Consider the following 16,185-nt stretch of genomic DNA (forward strand, 5'->3'; position numbering starts at 1 on the left):
GATTCATCCTTTCCTACTGACAGTAAGTGCGTGATGGATGAAAGGTCTTCTCAAGCACAACCTTAGTACCTTGACCTAATGCCGATTCAACTGATACTTTATCCATAAAGTTCTCCATAATCGTAAATCCCATACCTGAACGCTCTAATTCAGGCTTCGATGTATAAAGTGGTTGAATGGCCTCATCAATATTTTCAATACCAATACCTAAATCCTCAATTATAATCGTCACTGTTTGTTCATTGATTTCACACGATAAATAAACATCAAATTGATCGGATTGTTCATAGCCATGTATAATAGCATTGGTGACCGCTTCTGATACAACGGTTTTAATTTCCGTTAGCTCATCAACTGTTGGATCTAAAGGAGCCAAAAATGAAGCGATAACTACTCTAGCAAAAGATTCATTTTCACTTTTGCTTTTAAAAGAAACACGCATATGATTGTTCATGATGCCACCCCCAAATAGGTTAGTGCTTCTAATTCACTTCGTTCCAAACGCATAATTTTAAATAAGCCTGATAAATCAAATAATCGTTTAACCGTTGGTGAGATAGCACATATGACCATCTCACCACCGACTTGTTGGATTTCCTTATAACGTCCCAAAATCACCCCTAAACCGGAACTATCCATAAATGTGAGCTCTTCTAAATTTAGAATAATATGATGGGCACGCTTTTGTTGAAGTTGTGTTTGCCAAAGTACTTTTAAATCATTGGCCTCATGATGATCAAGTTCCCCACTTAGACGAACTAATAGGACATTCTCTTTCATGGTAAATTGCTTTTGCAGAGCCATAGCTATTCCTCCCTTTGATTTCACTTTGTTCTAATCTTAATAGAATAAGTTTCTCCTTTGGTTTTCTAGATTAGCAAGTCAGATCCCTTCTCCTCGACAAAAGTAGAAAAAACTAGTGGTATTTCGCCTAAGGTTTCCCGATCTCTAGAAGTTGTTTCGTCGAATCTTTAATTAATTTCAAAAAGCTAGCTCGGTCAACAGATTCTTCTGTAATCAAATCTACTTCATTTACTATTTCTCCATCTAAGTAAACCTTTAAGCTGCCAAGCACCTCACCAGCCTCGATAGGTGCTACAACATTTTCCTTTAAGATGATTTCAGTCTCCAATTGTTCAAGGTTTTCACCTTTTTTGGTCAATATCGATACCGCATCCTGAGTGATCAATGGAACAGTAGATTTATTTCCCTTAATAATATCCATTTCAGTCACCTGTTCGTGTCCCTCATGTAACAAATGATGGCTAAACTGGGAGAAGCCAAAATCTAATAGCTTGGTAATCGAAGCATTTCGTTCTTTTGGGGTGTCTGCTCCCATTACTACTGCAATTAAACGCATATCATTTTTTAGTGCAGTTGCTGTTAAGCAGTATTTAGCTTCTTGAGTGAAGCCGGTTTTTAAGCCATCTACACCTGGATAGAATTTTATTAGACGGTTGGTATTTACAAGCCAAAACTCGTTATCAGAGTCTTTCCGTAAATAATCCTCATAAATGGAGGTATAGTCTGTTATAAAATCATATTTTAACAAGGCTCGAGCAATCATAGCCATATCATAAGCAGATGAATAGTGATCTTGTTCTGGTAGCCCCGTTGTATTTTTAAACATGGTTTGCTCCAACCCTAGTTCAGTTGCCTTCTCATTCATCATTGTAATAAAAGCTTGCTCACTTCCAGCAATATGTTCTGCTAAAGCAACACTTGCGTCATTCGCTGAACCAATCGCTACAGCTTTTAGCAATTCTTCTACAGTCATTTCTTCATTTGGCTCTAAAAAAATTTGTGAGCCACCCATTGAGGCCGCATGTTCACTAACTCGTACTGTTTCCGTTAAGCTTATCTTGCCATGATCAAGTGCTTCCGCGATTAATAGCATGGTCATCATCTTAGTCATACTTGCAGGTGGTAATTGCTGATCACTATTTTCTTCATATAGAATTTCACCTGTATTTCTCTCAATTAAGATAACGCTTTTTGCGTTTAAATCTAACACTTTATTATTATTTTCTTCTGCTAATAATTGAAGAGGTGTACTGACCATCAGGACAGTAAATAATAGTACAATAAGCTTTTTCATCATCGTTTCAAGCCTCCTAAACATAATTAACTTTAGTTTTTCCAAAAATAACAAATCTTATAACAAAAGCATTAGAATAAAGTGAAACTTCATTCAGTGGAGGTTTCGACGCATAGGATGTGCTCGTGCAGACGTTGTGACACGACGATGCGAACATAGTCAGCTTCCTCTCTCCCCCACTGAACGTTAGTTGAACGAATCGGGCCGTTACTGGCTGCTGGATCTCCCACTTAGACATGACGGGTTCCCTTATTTCTTGAAGGGGGAGTCTTACAAAAGCCCTTCGATGGGGCGAGTAATCGCAGCACCAGCCAGTTACACTGCGATAAAATCAGGAAAAGCTCTGACTTAGATCCATCTTCAACCAAAATAGAGAATATAAGCAAAATAGGCCCGCTTTCCAGTGAAGGAAAACGAGCCTAATGCAATATCAAAATCGTCTAAAAATATGCTATGAATCTCAAATCGCTGATCTCTTGATATGTACGATTAAGTCATATTTCTAAACAAAATTAATCCCTAGCGACTTCATATCATGTCAAGGCATTCAATCCGAAATATCAAAGGGAAAGTCACTAGGAATGTTAATCGTTATATTATATTAGCAATTCGTAAAGGTTTGATAAAGTGAAACTTCGTTCAGTGGGGGTCTTTTCCATCCCCCCTTAACGTTAGTTGAACCAATCGGGCCGATACTGGCTGTTGGGTCTCCACTTAGACATGACGTGTTCCCTTTTTTCTTGAAGTGAAAGTCTTATAAAAGCCCTTCGCTGGGGCGAGTAGCGCCCCAGCGAGTTGCACTGCGATAAAATTATTAAGTATTTTGCCGTTTTAATTCAGACATCATGAACTGAAAACCAGCTTATATGCTTAGGCACGAGGATGATGCTGACTGTAAATATCTTTTAATCTTTTTTTAGATACATGCGTATAAATTTGAGTTGTAGAAATATCTGCATGTCCCAGCATTTCCTGTACAGCTCTTAGATCGGCCCCATTTTCTAATAGATGGGTTGCAAATGAATGTCTTAATGTGTGGGGAGAGAGATGCTTTTGAATCCCTTTATCTCGAGCCATTCCCTTTAATACCTTCCAGAATCCTTGTCTAGTCAATGGATTGCCGTGATGATTGACGAAAAGCTGTTCAGTGGCTTTAGTTTTGACCAAATGAGGACGCCCATATTCTAGGTATAATTCAATTGATTGTTTCGCCATATCACCCAACGGGACGATTCTTTCTTTTCCACCCTTACCAAAGCAACGTACAAATCCCATCATTAAATGTAAATCATTAAGGGTTAGTTGAACAAGCTCAGATACACGCAATCCTGTCGCATACATGGTTTCGAGCATAGCTTGATTACGGGACGAGAGGGGATCATCAACCGTAATATCAAGGAGCTGATCAATATCTTCCGACGACAAAACTTTAGGTAATCTCTGATCACGCTTAGGTGTTTCAATATGTATGCTAGGGTCCCGATCAACCACATGTTCACGTAATAAAAACTGATGAAAGAGTCTAATTGATGAAAGAGTTCGAGCGATTGTTGCTTGTGATGCCCCCCTATCTCGCAAATGATAAAGATAATGGGTAATATGTGTTCGCTCGACACTCTTCCAATCTGAAATAGATTGTTGTTCATTTAAGTACGAGCTATATTTCGTTAAGTCTCTCTGATATGCGAGTAGCGTATTTTCAGATAAGCCACGTTCAATTTGTATATAATGATAAAAATCGTCCAATTCGTATTTCATTTCTACTCTCCTAAGTGTCTAAATATTGAAAGGTAGCGTGATAAATAGACCTGCTCCGCTTCCCTTGTCGGTATTAATTCTCTCAGTCTCTGCCGATACTCTGATTGCATCATCGTTAGGCCATAAGAAAAAATCACAGCCGAGATCGCCATAACTACCACGAATTTACCTACCTCTAAGACTATTACCTTAAGTTTATACATTGTAGAAGTTCCTTTCAAGTATCGTTAGCGCTATACTACCAAGATAACCGGATCAGAAATGATATATACCTAGATCATTTATATATAAAAACGACAGATTGATAACAAACAATCTGTCGCTTCGTTCTACATTTACAGTAGCCATTCTTTTTTATGACACGTTATTTTTGCTTTGACATTGACGACAAATGCCATGAAAGGTTAAGCGATGGTCTTTAACTTTAAAGCCCCAATCACGTTCAACCAATTTTTCAACATCTTCAAGCAAATCCTCTACTATTTCTTCGACTATTCCACACTCCATACAGACCAAATGATGATGGAAATGCGTAGCCCCCTCTTTTCTTAAGTCATAACGGGAAACGCCATCACCAAAATTTATTTTATCAACAATCTTTAATTCGGATAATAATTCTAGAGTCCGGTAAACCGTTGCCAAACCAATCTCTGGTGCCTTTTCTTTAACTAATAAATAAACATCCTCAGCACTTAAGTGATCCTCCTCACGTTCAAGTAAAACACGAACGGTAGCTTCACGTTGCGGCGTAAGTTTATAGCTTTGTGCATGCAGTTGCTTCTTGATCCGCTCAATACGATGTTCCATAACGGAAACCTCCCTCACTTTCTCAATTATAATAAGAGAGTGATAAGGTGTCAATTAAAATTATTATAATTTAAAAATATATAGAATTAATTAGTTTAAAATAATTATAAACTGAAAGAACTCGTTAAATATCTGATTAAATAGGAAGAAAAATAGGCTTCCACAAATGCCGCAAGCACGAGACAGACAGTTAGAAGAATAAATATACTACTATAATGCAGCATGGGTTGAAATGACATTCTCGCTAGTCTTCGCCCTGTTAAACGTTTAAGTAGGTATAGTGAACAAATCATGGCTAGTGTACCTGCTAGCAAATAAACAGGGATAATAATAAAATTCTGCGGCAGTAGAGCGGCACTAACAAATGCAAATCCTCGTGCCCCATATTGACTAACAAAAAAGCCAACTGAAAAGCCTATAAAAGTCCCCTTAGCGAATACCATAATCCAAATAGCAGGTAAGCCAATAATCGATAAGCCAAGAACGAAAAAAATGGCTAAATATTGAATGTGATTTACTATCGACATCTTTAATAAATCAAATGGACTACCGATCATCGAATCTTCAATACGTCCAAAGTATTGATTTAAATAAAATAACAAATCCTGTTTTTGAGTAAAGTGCATGGTTAAGACAATAATAGCGCCGAATATTAAGCCCATCAAAAATAACACCAAAATAAAGAAATAGCTTAAATGATGATTTTCAAGATGCTTACTAAATTCCCTGCGATAGTTTACCCGCATCTGGCTCGCCTCCATTACAGTATCAAGTCCGTTTCATAAGACGAAAGCTATTAGCTTCAATTAAACTTATGAACAACCTCTATAATGGAATCTATGATTTTCGTAGAGCAAATAGAACCAAAAGTCATTGTCTCTTTATTCGACCGTATTTTCCTCCCCCACCTGGTGTAATCACTACCTCACCTTTGCGAATAGCAATGATTTGTTTAGCAATCTTAGCGCCAGCAACGGCGCTAAGATCCTGCTCATTCACCTGATGAATGATAGCCATCTCTGTCCCAAAGGCCTCTAGTAATCGATCATAGGTTTTCTTACCCAACCCATTAACGTATTCAAGCGGGATGTGGTAATAATATGGTGGACGATTAGGGCGATCCTTTGCTGGACAATCTGACAGTTCTGCTATTCGTTCAGATACTCCTTTTATCACACCTGTTCGCTGGCATTGCTGGCACATTTGTTGCGTTGGATTTGGTGTCAAACAATGCTTACATACAGTTTGATGGTATTTACCTAATTTAGGATTAAGACCGTAATTCGCCACTATCGTTCGATTTGATTGATTGAGTAATGCTAGTTTAAACTCAGTGAAATTTGGACGAGCCAAAACCAAAAGCTGGTATTCCCGCCCTAGCTTGGCTAAGGAATGCGCATCTGAATTTGACAGGTAAGGAAATCGATGCAATTCCTGCAAATGATCGGCCATCGTAGAATCTGCACTTAAGCCTAATTCAATGGCATCAATCATTTCTGGATCAAATACTTCTGTAAGAGAGCGATGCACCCCTCTTCCATACAAGCTTTTAAATGGTGTAAAAACGTGAGCAGGAATAAATAAACCATCCAGTTCTTTTACTTTTTTTTGAAGAGCATGACTCGATAAGTAAACGCGTTGCGAGCTAAGGTTAATATTTGTCATATAACTTGCCAGCCATTGACTAAACTGCTTCATTTTTTCAAAATAAGGTAGATAACAAAGGACATGAATAGGCCCTTGACAATGCTCATCATATATTTCTAACTCTGTTCCAAGAATAAGTGTGACAGATTCAAATTGAATGCCGCCCTCTTCAAGCTCATAAGCATGCTCCTGTTCTAGCAATGTCTCAAGCTCTGCTATCACTCCAGGCGCATGGCAGTCGATCACTCCGATCATTTGGATACCCTTTCGCCTACTCGCTTCTTGTAAAATATTTGTTAATGTCAAGGACTTCGCACCGGTAATTTTTACGGGTCTATTGAATTGATCTCGTCCAATATGAATATGAAAATCGCCATAATACTGTTTTAACATCATTCTTCCTTCTTTTTAAGAATTTCTCAATTTTAAAAATTGGATCGCATAGATAGTCTTGGCATCGTGAATACGCTCAGATTGCTGTAATGCTTCTAGCTCTGATAAACTATATTCCTGGACTTCAACAAACTCATCTTCATCTAATGCTAAGCCGGCATGAGTTGGTTTAAGTTGATCGGTAAAGTATATGTATAATAGTTCATCTGCAAAACCTGGTGATGTATAAAAGGAGGTTACAAATTCAAGGTGATCTGTTGTATATCCTGTCTCCTCTTCCAGTTCTCTTCGAGCCGTATGTTCAGGTAGCTCATTAGCCTCTAGCTTTCCAGCAGGTATCTCCACTAGACTTTTTTCTAATGGCTTCCGATACTGCTCTACCATTACTAATTTGTTATCCGCTGTGACTGCAATGACTGCGACGGCACCTGGATGCTTAACTAACTCACGCGTTGAGGTCTTTCCGTTTGGTAACTCTACCTTGTCTACTTTTACATCAATAATATGTCCTGAAAAGATCGTTTCACTACTAATTGTTTTTTCTTCATATTTTTTCATCGTTTTCGCATCCTTTTTCCTTGATTATAGGTATAGATCGCACTTCATTCAATTTAACTCACACCCTATTTAGTTCTAGCTAATAAACCTTGTTCAAAATGACGATTGGGTATAATAGGATTTAAGATCCCAGCAGGACTAGTTAGTTGAAAGCCATGGCCTAAATCCTTTAATGTCATTTCTTGTTCGAAAAATACAATGTCATTCTTATTAATGATAACACGAAAGTAGTCTTGCTCTACTGTTTGATCGGTTAACAACTTATCACGCGTCAGTTTAATAGTTGGTGTTCCATTCATGCCACATTGACAGCCAGACATATCGAAGATTAACAATAAATATAAATCAGGATCTGCCAGATACTTTTTTAATCGGGCTATAGCTTGATCATTCATCTTCAACTTCATGACTTCTCCCTCCTTTTAATTAACTTCATCCACAGAAGCCTCTCACTTTCAGATATTTACTTTTTATTAAATGCTCCTCGCATTACTCTTTCTATGAATTGAGGGAATTGATGATGAAGCTTAGCACCCACCGCCATCCACTTTGGTAAATTAATTTCTCGCTTACGCCTAAATAAATATCTGATAATTTGATCGGCTACATAGTCAGGATCAAGCATATAAGAACTAATCGCCTTTTGATAATCTCCATTCGGATCTGCCTGTTGGAAAAAGGCAGTTCGAACAGGTCCTAAATTGACAGCCGTAACATAAATATTTTTTTGTTCAATTTCTAACCTCACTGCATTGGTATAACCTAAGACTGCATGTTTTGTCGCACTGTATACAGCTGACTTAGGCGTTGCAAGTTTTCCTGCAAAAGAGGCAATATTAATAAGGTGACCAAAATTCTGAGCTTGAAAGACTGGGATAAATTGTCTTGTTGCCTCTATAAGAGCGAGTACATTAAGCTGAAACATTTGTTCCGTCACAATAGGATCAGTAGCTACGGCATAGTCAAAGACTCCAAAACCGGCGTTATTGATCACTGCATCGATTCGATCATAATGGTTGATTATTTGTGCCAAGGTCGTCTGCCACTTGGTGCGATCGAGTAAATCAATCCTATAATAATCGCTGTTAACTTGGAATTGCTTCCTAAGATCTTCCTGTAATTTCAACAGCTTTTGTTCTGAACGGCCTACGAGAATAAGCCTTGCTTTCATACTTGCAAGCTTATTGGTTAATTTCAGTCCAATTCCACTTGTTGCGCCCGTTATTACAATAACTTTATTCGAAAAATCACGCATAATCTCCCTCGTTTACCTGTATATTTACCTTATATTATGCTACGATTTGTTCAAGACTGCAAATACAACTTACTTTAGCTGTTTGGTAAAGGAGGAATCCTTATGTCGACAAAAATATTGGCACATAGAGGTGCAAGCTTTTATGCGCCAGAAAACACGTTAGCAGCCTTTCAGTTAGCCTATCAACAAGGGGCACATGGAATTGAAACTGATGTGCATCTAACAAAAGATGATATTCCTGTGATGATACATGATGACGTCATTGATCGAGTTACAGTCTATAAAGGCCCTGTAAGATCCTATACTTATGCAGAGCTTAAACATCTTGATATAGGTTCTTGGTATCATCCACGCTATCATCAGGAAAGACTATTAACCTTAGCTGATTTTCTAGAATGGGCGAGTGATAAACATTTGATTCTTAATATTGAGCTAAAAACAAATAAAGGACATTATGACGGGATTGAGACGATCGTTTGCCAGCATATTAACCGCTTTAATATGGTAAATCGTGTTGTCCTGTCAAGTTTTAACGCTCAATCGATAGCAAAGATAAAAGAGATCAACCAACAGCTCCTTACGGCATGGTTACGATCCACGATCCCCTATCCTCTAGAGAAGAAATTAACCCAAGTCAATGCCGATGGATTACACCTGAAGTATAAAGCCCTAAATAATAATGTTGTTAAAAAATTACATGAAAAAGGGTTTTATATAGGAAGCTATACTGTCAACCGCGCTGATCATTTAAGAAGGTGTTTTAAGCTTGGATGTGATATGATAATTACGGATCGACCGGATCTAGCTATCCAAAAATGCTGGACATATAAAGAAGCTATAATGGAGGATGATTCCAATGACTGTTAAATTATTTGAACCAATCGCGTTTAAATCTGTTACTTTAAAAAATCGGATTGTGATGGCACCCATGTGTATGTATTCCGTAGTAAAAGAAGATGGCCAAGTAACACCTTTTCATCTGACACATTATGAATCACGTGCAGTTGGTCAAACTGGTTTGATCATGATTGAGGCAACCGCTGTTCAACCTGAAGGACGAATCTCGATGCAGGATCTAGGTATCTGGCAGGATGAACAAATTTTTGGGTTATTAAACCTAAATAAGCGCATCCATGCCCATGGTGCTACAAGCGCCATTCAACTTGGACATGCTGGACGCAAGGCTGAGACAAATGCTCCAAGTATGGCACCTTCAGCTATAGCTATGAACGAAAGCGATCAAAAGCCAATTGAAATGAGTAAAGCTGATATTAGTACAACAATTGAAGCATTTAAGGATGCTGCGCGTCGGGCAGTTCAGGCTCAATTTGATATTATTGAGATCCATGCTGCTCATGGTTACTTAATCAATCAATTTCTCTCTCCGTTATCCAACCATCGTACAGATGAATACGGCGGGAATAAAGAAAATCGCTACCGCTTTCTTAGTGAAATTATTTCAGCAATAAAAACCGTGTGGAATGGTCCTCTATTCGTTCGTATCTCAGCAGATGAGTATAATGAAAAAGGGAATCAAATCGATGATTTTATCTATTTTAGTCAACAAATGAAAGCCCAAGGGGTAGATTTAATTGATGTCAGTACAGGGGGCGTGATCCAAGCACACATTAATGTCTACCCTGGTTACCAAATTCGACATGCAGAGCAAATTAAGCAGGCTGTAAATATTCCAACAGGCACAGTCGGCTTGATCACTTCTCCTCTTCATGCTGAAGAAATTCTTCAAAATGAACGCGCTGATCTAATTTTCTTAGCTCGCGAGTTGCTACGTGATCCATATTGGCCACGTCGAGCGGCGCAAGAATTAAATTATCAATTAGAGGCACCAAAGCCCTATCGTAGAGGATGGAATAGATGAAGTTAACCTTTTTAGGTACTGGAGCAGGCTTACCTTCTAAAACTAGGAATGTCAGTGCGATTGCACTAGACCTACTTCAGGAACAGGGTTCAATTTGGCTTTTTGACTGTGGTGAGGCAACCCAGCACCAAATTCTACGGACCAATATCAAACCAAGAAAAATTGAAAAGATTTTTATTACACACTTACATGGCGATCATATTTATGGCTTACCGGGTTTATTAAGTAGTCGTTCGTTCCAAGCCGGGTTAACACCTGTTACGCTATATGGACCAAAGGGTATCCAAGCCTTTATCGAAATCAGCCTACAGATAAGCCAGACAAACCTTACTTATCCGATCGAGTTTGTTGAATTAGAGGAAGAGATGACTTTAGATTTTAATTCATTTACTGTTCAAGTAAAGCAACTTGATCATGGTATCCATTCATTTGGTTTTATCATTAATGAAAAAGACCAATTGGGTGAGCTTCGAGTCGAAAAGCTTAGAGGGATTGGGATTGAGCCTGGGCCAATTTATCAACAAATTAAACAGAACCCTCATACGACCCTACCGAACGGCCAACAAATTCAACGGGCCGACTTTATTGGACCGAATAAGCCAGGTAGAAAGCTATCTATTTTAGGTGATACAAGATACTTAGAAAATTTAGATCGTTTCATTGAAAATAGTGATCTGCTCGTACACGAAGCAACCTTCAAAGGCTCTGATGAAGAATTGGCTTATCAATATTTCCACAGCACAAGTGTGCAAGCAGCCAATTTAGCGAAGCGTGCAAAAGTTAAGCAGCTCGTTTTAACACATATATCTGCTCGTTATCAGGGGAAAGAACTGGAAACGATTGTAAACGAAGCTCGAACCATTTTTCAAAATACAGTTATTGCCTCAGATTTCAGTGAAATTGCAATAAGCAAAGATTAGACGATTGAGCTAATCTTTGCTTATTCATTACTATTACGGAAATCATCTAAGAAATCCTTTTGGAAGCTTGTACCCGGTTGAATATCATCGCGCTTTTGCTTTGTAGATTTAAAAGGATTCTTGCCATATTTATCAGTTAACTGATCAATAACACCTTGAATCGCTTCATTCTCTACTTGGTCCTGATAATGAAACAAGTCAAGTTGCTCAGCTATAGCGGTTTTCTCGACTAAGCCTTGTGCGGTTACACCTAGCAAACGAATAGGTTCACCTGTCCAATGCTGTTCAAATAAATCATTCGCAACCCAAAAGATATCTGCTTCCTCACTTATATATTGTGCTTTCGTTACACTACGGGTAATGGTCTTTCGATTGTGATAGCGAATCATCAATTGAATGGTTTGACAGACGACTTCTTTTCGCTCTAATCTATTCGCTACTTTTCGTGATAGTTTGCGGAGTAGTTGAGTGATTTTACTATCATCAACAGTATCTTCTGGTAAAGTTTCTGAATTCCCTATACTTTTAAAATCATAAATCGCGTTTGGATCAACTGGGCTTTGATCCTCTCCACTTGCCCTTTTCTGCAATCTTTCACCATTCACACCGAGAGTATGTTTTAGCTGAAAGGTATCTGTTTTTACTAAATCACCAATTGTGCAAATATCTAGCTTGCGTAGCTTTTCAGCAGTTTTTGCACCTACTCCGTACATATCTTCTATCGGTAGTGGCCAAAGCTTCTCTGGCAAATCCCTTTTTCTTAATACAGTTATGCCCATTGGCTTCTTCATATCTGAAGCCATCTTAGCAAGAAATTTATTCGGTGCAATTCCTATGCTACAAGGTAAATCTAGTTCGCTTTTAATTCGACTTTGTAAGGCTTCGGCTATTTCTAGTGGTGAACCTAGTGCTTGGCATTCACTAATGTCCATATACCCTTCATCGATTGATACAGGTTGAACATAGGGGGTAATCTCAGCCATCATTTTAAACATTTCCTTCGAAGCATGGCGATAGCGTTCGAAATTAGGTCTAATGATAATTAACTCAGGACAAAGTCGACGAGCCTGCCAGACCGGCATTGTCGTGCGTACACCATACTTACGTGCTTCATAGCTACTCGTCACAATGATACCACGACGCTCCTCAGGATTACCGGCAATAGCTAGGGGCTTCCCCTTTAAAGCAGGATTGTATGCTGCTTCAACCGAGGCATAAAAACTGTTCATGTCTAAATGAAAAATAACACGACCATTTTTAGGATACCACTTTGACATAACATCGCTTCCTTTTCAGAACGTTTGTTCTTTACCATTATAACATAATTTATAATCACCTGGATGACGGTAGAAAGGAGACCGGTATAATGAAAGTATCTTTGCACGAAATTGAACAGTATGATTTGTTCATAGCATAGAGCAATCAAGTAATGCCACTCATGTTTGGGATGTCAACATCATTCCTCAGACTCGGTAACTTCACTAAGTCTTATAGTCTTTAACTTGGCTTGTTGAGATAAGGAGCTAAAGCTACGAACTATTTACCTTTTCGATAACCTGTCAATTATTGCTTTTCCATTTGCTTGGTGATAGCAATGACAAGTTCAGTTATCTTAATTAATTCAGATATTGGCATTTGCTCATTTGTTGTATGAATATTTTCATATCCTACCGCTAAGTTTACAGTCGGAATGCCATAACTTGAAATAACATTAGCATCACTTCCACCGCCACTTTGGCGTAAGTTACTTTCTCTACCAATTTCTTTAACAGCTGTTTTAGCAATTTCAACAACTTGATCACCAGCTTGTTGACGATAGCCGGGATACATTTCGGTTGCTTCAATTTCTACTTCTCCACCTAACTGGTCAGCTGCCTGTTGGAAAGCTGCTTTCATAGCATGAATTTGTCGATCTAATTTTTCTCGATCTAAAGAACGGGCCTCAGCCAATACTTCAACATAGTCACAAACTATATTCGTCTTTTGACCACCTTCGAAGCGACCGATATTCGCTGTCGTCTCTTGATCAATTCGACCTAAAGGCATGTTAGAAATAGCCTTTGATGCAATCGTAATGGCTGATACTCCTTTTTCAGGGGCAACACCGGCATGAGCTGTTTTACCTTTTACTCGTGCAAAGAAGCGCACTTGAGTTGGTGCTGCAACTACGATGTCTCCTACTTTTCCATCACTATCTAACGCATAGCCTAATTCAGCAGTTACCAAGTTATGGTCAAGTGCTTTAGCACCGACTAAACTAGATTCCTCTCCAACAGTAATAATAAATTGAAGATCACCATGCTTGATCTTTTCTGCTTGGATCACATGAATCGCTTCAATCATTGCTGCTATTCCGGCTTTATCATCAGCTCCAAGTATTGTCGTTCCATCTGTCTTAACATAACCATTTGAAACAATTGGCTTAATACCTTGCCCAGGAACAACCGTGTCCATATGTGATGTGAAATACAGTGACTTAATCGCGGGATCACCTTTTAACGTACAAACAAGATTACCGGCTCCATGTCCTGTCCGTGATTGGGAGTTGTCTTCAACGACTTCTAAACCGAGATGTTCAAACGTTTCCTTTAACGTATCAGCTATCTGACGTTCGTCCCCTGTTTCTGAATCAATTTGAACTAACCTTAGGAATTCATTTAATAAACGTTCTTGATTGATCATTTTTTGTCCCCACTTTGTCTAATTTTTAATAATATAACGTTAGCGCAAAATGAAGCGATTTGTCAATCTAACATTTACCTGATAATAAATCACTTGTAAGTTAAATGGCCAAACGTTAAAATATAAATGGAATCACCTGTTGAAGGAGGTATTTTTATGGCTAAGTCAAAAACAAAAAAGAAAAAAACAATGAACCAACCACGTAAACCCTCAAAACGGGAACGTCGTTATAAATTTTTCATTTACCTCATGATTATTATAATGATTGGTTCTGTCATCACGTCTGGACTTGTATATATCCTTTAATTTAAAGGACTAGAGCTGAGGGATTATCTATAGATACAGTGGATAGATTGATCACACTTTGTACCATTTCAATTTGGAAAACGGGCAATTGGCTGTATATGGCCATAGCCCGTTTTTCATTATGGAAAAAAATATCCTAACTATAGATCTCATGCCTTTAAGCCTTACTTGTTAATTTTCACGGAAGCTAATGTTTCCTGGAGAATTTTAACTTTATTCAGCAGAAATCTCTCACCTCTATAAGTGGTAACATGAATGCTTATTTTCTATTCCATTCTGTTAAGGTTCAAACCCCTTGGCTGAACAAGTTAAAACCTCTGGTGGATACCACAAATTTTCGCTCGATAACATCTTAGCGCAAATAGATACCAAGGTATTTGATATGTGATAAGTTTGGTTAAAATCGCTAAAATTCCGTAACAGTTTGGTTCTTAATAATTAAATAGTGTTCTATTTCAAATAGAATATGAAATAGACGAGCTCTTATTTCAAATTCTTGTCTTGTCAAAGGTAATGGGTCGTGTTCAAATGTTTCTCTTAATTGAGCGATTTGGTCAATATAATACTGAGCAGCATTATCTGGATAAATTGCGTCAGCTAAATCTTCAAATAAACTAGCGATGCGTCTCGACTGGTCCAGTGAGACCTCTAGTGGTTTAATCATATCCACCATGCGGTTTAGCGTCTCAAGCTGCACACCTCTCATCGAGAAGTATGCCTGCTGACGCTGAGCATTTCGACTAAAGGTATTCTCAATATTGCGCCGGACTAACTGATTCGCTTCCTCCAGATGTTCGCTAATCGCATTTACCATTTGATAAGGAAGTGTACTTTCCTCACCACGTAAATAGGCTGCAAAGTTCCTGAATGAGGCCTGATAAAGCCTTTCAATCTCACTTTTAATCTTAGTTAATTTGGCATCCAAGCTAGGCATATATAAATTAAAGATCAAGGCTGAGCCAATGCCAATCAACATAATGGCGACTTCATTTATGATTAATTCCCAACTGACCATTCGATCGCCATAAAAATGAAATAAAATGACTAAGCTCGTCACTATTCCTGGGGCAATTTTTAATAAATTTGTGATTGGAATAAACAGTATAAGCAAAAGAGCGATTGTAAATGGCGAATATCCAATAAATTCAAAGATAAAGTAAGCAAAGACAATGGATAATAGTCCTGCTGCAATCCGATGCCAGGCAGTAAGGAAGGATTGCTTTCTAGTCGGTTGTATACATAGTACGGCTATAATACCTGCTGATCCATAGTGCTCAAGTTGTAATAACTGTGCAATAAAAACAGCGATCGGTGCGGCTAGTGCTGTCTTTAACGTACGGTAGCCAATCTTCATCTCTGATCATTCCTTTCCATTTAATTGGATGCATTACAGATTAAGCATTGAAATATGCTTTTTATGTATAGTTCGTGAAATTTTGGATTATCCTACTAATATTAACATTTATAGGAGGATAATCTAATGGATTATATTCACTACAAAGATCTATTACAACAATTTAAAGATACACAAAAACAAATTGAAGCACAATATTCATTTGAGCATGTTGATTTGTATGAAAAAACCATACACCACGATATTTTAAACCTCGGCTATCGAATCAGGAAAGATAAGGAAGAGTTCCATGTTTATTTGCGTTACTTACATCTAGATCAAGAAAGGCTATTGCCATTTACACCAATTTGGACATGTAGATGGATTAGCAGTAATTCGATTCAAAAAAGAGGCTACGATACGCTATTAGAAGCCCTCTTATCAATTCAGGCAATTGAAATTATGGACGAACAAAGCTTATCGTAACCTCAAGTAATCAATGCGCCCAGACGTAGTTGTGCTCAGATGTTATCGAGCAAAGCTCGATAC

19 protein-coding genes are annotated in these 16,185 nt (G+C 38.1%); 5 read left to right on the top strand and 14 right to left on the bottom strand.

Translation table 11 applies throughout. The features are described from left to right. Positions 1–13: 13 nt before the first annotated feature. The 11 genes from spoIIAB to ASE01S_RS00800 all read right to left on the bottom strand — a co-directional run bounded on the left by spoIIAB (position 14) and on the right by ASE01S_RS00800 (position 8,516). The gene (gene spoIIAB / locus ASE01S_RS00750; protein ID WP_067836676.1) at positions 14–454 is read right to left on the bottom strand and encodes an anti-sigma F factor; all 441 of its coding nucleotides are present in this window, start codon (positions 452–454) and stop codon (positions 14–16) included. Next, positions 451–804: an anti-sigma F factor antagonist gene (gene spoIIAA, locus ASE01S_RS00755; protein ID WP_067836680.1), complete on the bottom strand. Its 354-nt coding sequence runs from the start codon at positions 802–804 to the stop codon at positions 451–453. Before spoIIAA ends, spoIIAB begins: the two co-directional genes overlap by 4 nt. Before the next feature lie 127 nt (positions 805–931). Further along, entirely contained in the window at positions 932–2,098 is a 1,167-nt protein-coding gene (locus ASE01S_RS00760) for a D-alanyl-D-alanine carboxypeptidase family protein (RefSeq protein WP_174520226.1), read from the bottom strand. A gap of 870 nt (positions 2,099–2,968) precedes the next feature. Beyond that, positions 2,969–3,856: a site-specific tyrosine recombinase XerD gene (xerD, locus tag ASE01S_RS00765; RefSeq protein ID WP_067836686.1), complete on the bottom strand. Its 888-nt coding sequence runs from the start codon at positions 3,854–3,856 to the stop codon at positions 2,969–2,971. 2 nt (positions 3,857–3,858) lie between these two features. Next, the gene (locus ASE01S_RS00770; protein WP_067836690.1) at positions 3,859–4,059 is read right to left on the bottom strand and encodes a hypothetical protein; all 201 of its coding nucleotides are present in this window, start codon (positions 4,057–4,059) and stop codon (positions 3,859–3,861) included. Between the two features lie 151 nt (positions 4,060–4,210). Then, the gene (gene fur / locus ASE01S_RS00775) at positions 4,211–4,663 is read right to left on the bottom strand and encodes a ferric iron uptake transcriptional regulator (RefSeq protein WP_067836693.1); all 453 of its coding nucleotides are present in this window, start codon (positions 4,661–4,663) and stop codon (positions 4,211–4,213) included. 104 nt (positions 4,664–4,767) lie between these two features. After that, positions 4,768–5,409, bottom strand: coding sequence for a stage II sporulation protein M (spoIIM, locus tag ASE01S_RS00780; RefSeq protein ID WP_067836696.1), 642 nt, complete (start codon positions 5,407–5,409; stop codon positions 4,768–4,770). Positions 5,410–5,533: 124 nt separating this feature from the next. Then, entirely contained in the window at positions 5,534–6,703 is a 1,170-nt protein-coding gene (locus tag ASE01S_RS00785) for an endonuclease Q family protein (protein ID WP_067836699.1), read from the bottom strand. Positions 6,704–6,718: 15 nt separating this feature from the next. Continuing rightward, on the bottom strand, positions 6,719–7,261 hold the full coding sequence (locus tag ASE01S_RS00790; RefSeq protein ID WP_067836703.1) for an NUDIX domain-containing protein: 543 nt from the start codon (positions 7,259–7,261) through the stop codon (positions 6,719–6,721). A gap of 65 nt (positions 7,262–7,326) precedes the next feature. Then, complete coding sequence (locus tag ASE01S_RS00795; RefSeq protein WP_067836706.1) at positions 7,327–7,668, bottom strand: iron-sulfur cluster biosynthesis family protein; 342 nt, start codon at positions 7,666–7,668, stop codon at positions 7,327–7,329. A gap of 56 nt (positions 7,669–7,724) precedes the next feature. Then, positions 7,725–8,516: an SDR family NAD(P)-dependent oxidoreductase gene (locus ASE01S_RS00800; protein WP_067836711.1), complete on the bottom strand. Its 792-nt coding sequence runs from the start codon at positions 8,514–8,516 to the stop codon at positions 7,725–7,727. 102 nt (positions 8,517–8,618) lie between these two features. On the opposite strand from ASE01S_RS00800, the gene ASE01S_RS00805 reads away from it, so the two are divergent. Genes ASE01S_RS00805 through rnz form a run of 3 tightly spaced genes read left to right on the top strand, consistent with a single transcriptional unit; the run spans position 8,619 to position 11,315 of the window. Continuing rightward, positions 8,619–9,383 carry a glycerophosphodiester phosphodiesterase gene (locus ASE01S_RS00805; RefSeq protein WP_067836715.1) on the top strand — a complete coding sequence of 255 codons (765 nt, stop codon included), beginning with the start codon at positions 8,619–8,621 and terminating at the stop codon, positions 9,381–9,383. Then, positions 9,373–10,395, top strand: a complete 1,023-nt coding sequence (gene namA / locus ASE01S_RS00810) for an NADPH dehydrogenase NamA (RefSeq protein WP_067836719.1) — start codon at positions 9,373–9,375, stop codon at positions 10,393–10,395. Before ASE01S_RS00805 ends, namA begins: the two co-directional genes overlap by 11 nt. After that, positions 10,392–11,315 carry a ribonuclease Z gene (gene rnz / locus ASE01S_RS00815; RefSeq protein ID WP_067836722.1) on the top strand — a complete coding sequence of 308 codons (924 nt, stop codon included), beginning with the start codon at positions 10,392–10,394 and terminating at the stop codon, positions 11,313–11,315. The genes namA and rnz overlap by 4 nt, the downstream gene beginning before the upstream one ends. 20 nt (positions 11,316–11,335) lie before the next feature. On the opposite strand, the gene ASE01S_RS00820 is transcribed toward rnz, so the two are convergent. Both ASE01S_RS00820 and ASE01S_RS00825 read right to left on the bottom strand, forming a co-directional pair. Beyond that, positions 11,336–12,592, bottom strand: coding sequence for a DNA polymerase IV (locus tag ASE01S_RS00820; RefSeq protein ID WP_067836725.1), 1,257 nt, complete (start codon positions 12,590–12,592; stop codon positions 11,336–11,338). A 286-nt stretch (positions 12,593–12,878) separates the two neighbouring features. Next, positions 12,879–13,997, bottom strand: coding sequence for a M20/M25/M40 family metallo-hydrolase (locus ASE01S_RS00825; RefSeq protein WP_067836729.1), 1,119 nt, complete (start codon positions 13,995–13,997; stop codon positions 12,879–12,881). 156 nt (positions 13,998–14,153) lie between these two features. Between ASE01S_RS00825 and ASE01S_RS15680 the strand changes: the two genes are divergently transcribed. Continuing rightward, positions 14,154–14,303 (top strand): DUF4044 domain-containing protein, encoded by a 150-nt coding sequence (locus ASE01S_RS15680; RefSeq protein ID WP_157065117.1) that lies wholly within the window; start codon positions 14,154–14,156, stop codon positions 14,301–14,303. 406 nt (positions 14,304–14,709) lie between these two features. Here ASE01S_RS15680 and ASE01S_RS00830 read toward each other — a convergent pair whose 3' ends face one another. Continuing rightward, positions 14,710–15,657, bottom strand: coding sequence for an aromatic acid exporter family protein (locus ASE01S_RS00830; protein ID WP_067836733.1), 948 nt, complete (start codon positions 15,655–15,657; stop codon positions 14,710–14,712). A 126-nt stretch (positions 15,658–15,783) separates the two neighbouring features. Between ASE01S_RS00830 and ASE01S_RS00835 the strand changes: the two genes are divergently transcribed. Next, positions 15,784–16,122, top strand: coding sequence for a DUF5634 family protein (locus ASE01S_RS00835; RefSeq protein WP_067836737.1), 339 nt, complete (start codon positions 15,784–15,786; stop codon positions 16,120–16,122). Positions 16,123–16,185: the final 63 nt, after the last annotated feature.

This window comes from Amphibacillus sediminis NBRC 103570 (assembly GCF_001552275.1).
In the GTDB taxonomy this organism is placed as follows: domain Bacteria; phylum Bacillota; class Bacilli; order Bacillales; family Amphibacillaceae; genus Amphibacillus_B; species Amphibacillus_B sediminis.

What these genes read in the sequence shown, in the direction of transcription:
- spoIIAB (WP_067836676.1), bottom strand. Translation starts at nt 454, where the DNA reads ATGAACAATCATATGCGTGTTTCTTTTAAAAGCAAAAGTGAAAATGAA.
- spoIIAA (WP_067836680.1), bottom strand. Translation starts at nt 804, where the DNA reads ATGGCTCTGCAAAAGCAATTTACCATGAAAGAGAATGTCCTATTAGTT.
- ASE01S_RS00760 (WP_174520226.1), bottom strand. Translation starts at nt 2,098, where the DNA reads ATGAAAAAGCTTATTGTACTATTATTTACTGTCCTGATGGTCAGTACA.
- xerD (WP_067836686.1), bottom strand. Translation starts at nt 3,856, where the DNA reads ATGAAATACGAATTGGACGATTTTTATCATTATATACAAATTGAACGT.
- ASE01S_RS00770 (WP_067836690.1), bottom strand. Translation starts at nt 4,059, where the DNA reads ATGTATAAACTTAAGGTAATAGTCTTAGAGGTAGGTAAATTCGTGGTA.
- fur (WP_067836693.1), bottom strand. Translation starts at nt 4,663, where the DNA reads ATGGAACATCGTATTGAGCGGATCAAGAAGCAACTGCATGCACAAAGC.
- spoIIM (WP_067836696.1), bottom strand. Translation starts at nt 5,409, where the DNA reads ATGCGGGTAAACTATCGCAGGGAATTTAGTAAGCATCTTGAAAATCAT.
- ASE01S_RS00785 (WP_067836699.1), bottom strand. Translation starts at nt 6,703, where the DNA reads ATGTTAAAACAGTATTATGGCGATTTTCATATTCATATTGGACGAGAT.
- ASE01S_RS00790 (WP_067836703.1), bottom strand. Translation starts at nt 7,261, where the DNA reads ATGAAAAAATATGAAGAAAAAACAATTAGTAGTGAAACGATCTTTTCA.
- ASE01S_RS00795 (WP_067836706.1), bottom strand. Translation starts at nt 7,668, where the DNA reads ATGAAGTTGAAGATGAATGATCAAGCTATAGCCCGATTAAAAAAGTAT.
- ASE01S_RS00800 (WP_067836711.1), bottom strand. Translation starts at nt 8,516, where the DNA reads ATGCGTGATTTTTCGAATAAAGTTATTGTAATAACGGGCGCAACAAGT.
- ASE01S_RS00805 (WP_067836715.1), top strand. Translation starts at nt 8,619, where the DNA reads ATGTCGACAAAAATATTGGCACATAGAGGTGCAAGCTTTTATGCGCCA.
- namA (WP_067836719.1), top strand. Translation starts at nt 9,373, where the DNA reads ATGACTGTTAAATTATTTGAACCAATCGCGTTTAAATCTGTTACTTTA.
- rnz (WP_067836722.1), top strand. Translation starts at nt 10,392, where the DNA reads ATGAAGTTAACCTTTTTAGGTACTGGAGCAGGCTTACCTTCTAAAACT.
- ASE01S_RS00820 (WP_067836725.1), bottom strand. Translation starts at nt 12,592, where the DNA reads ATGTCAAAGTGGTATCCTAAAAATGGTCGTGTTATTTTTCATTTAGAC.
- ASE01S_RS00825 (WP_067836729.1), bottom strand. Translation starts at nt 13,997, where the DNA reads ATGATCAATCAAGAACGTTTATTAAATGAATTCCTAAGGTTAGTTCAA.
- ASE01S_RS15680 (WP_157065117.1), top strand. Translation starts at nt 14,154, where the DNA reads ATGGCTAAGTCAAAAACAAAAAAGAAAAAAACAATGAACCAACCACGT.
- ASE01S_RS00830 (WP_067836733.1), bottom strand. Translation starts at nt 15,657, where the DNA reads ATGAAGATTGGCTACCGTACGTTAAAGACAGCACTAGCCGCACCGATC.
- ASE01S_RS00835 (WP_067836737.1), top strand. Translation starts at nt 15,784, where the DNA reads ATGGATTATATTCACTACAAAGATCTATTACAACAATTTAAAGATACA.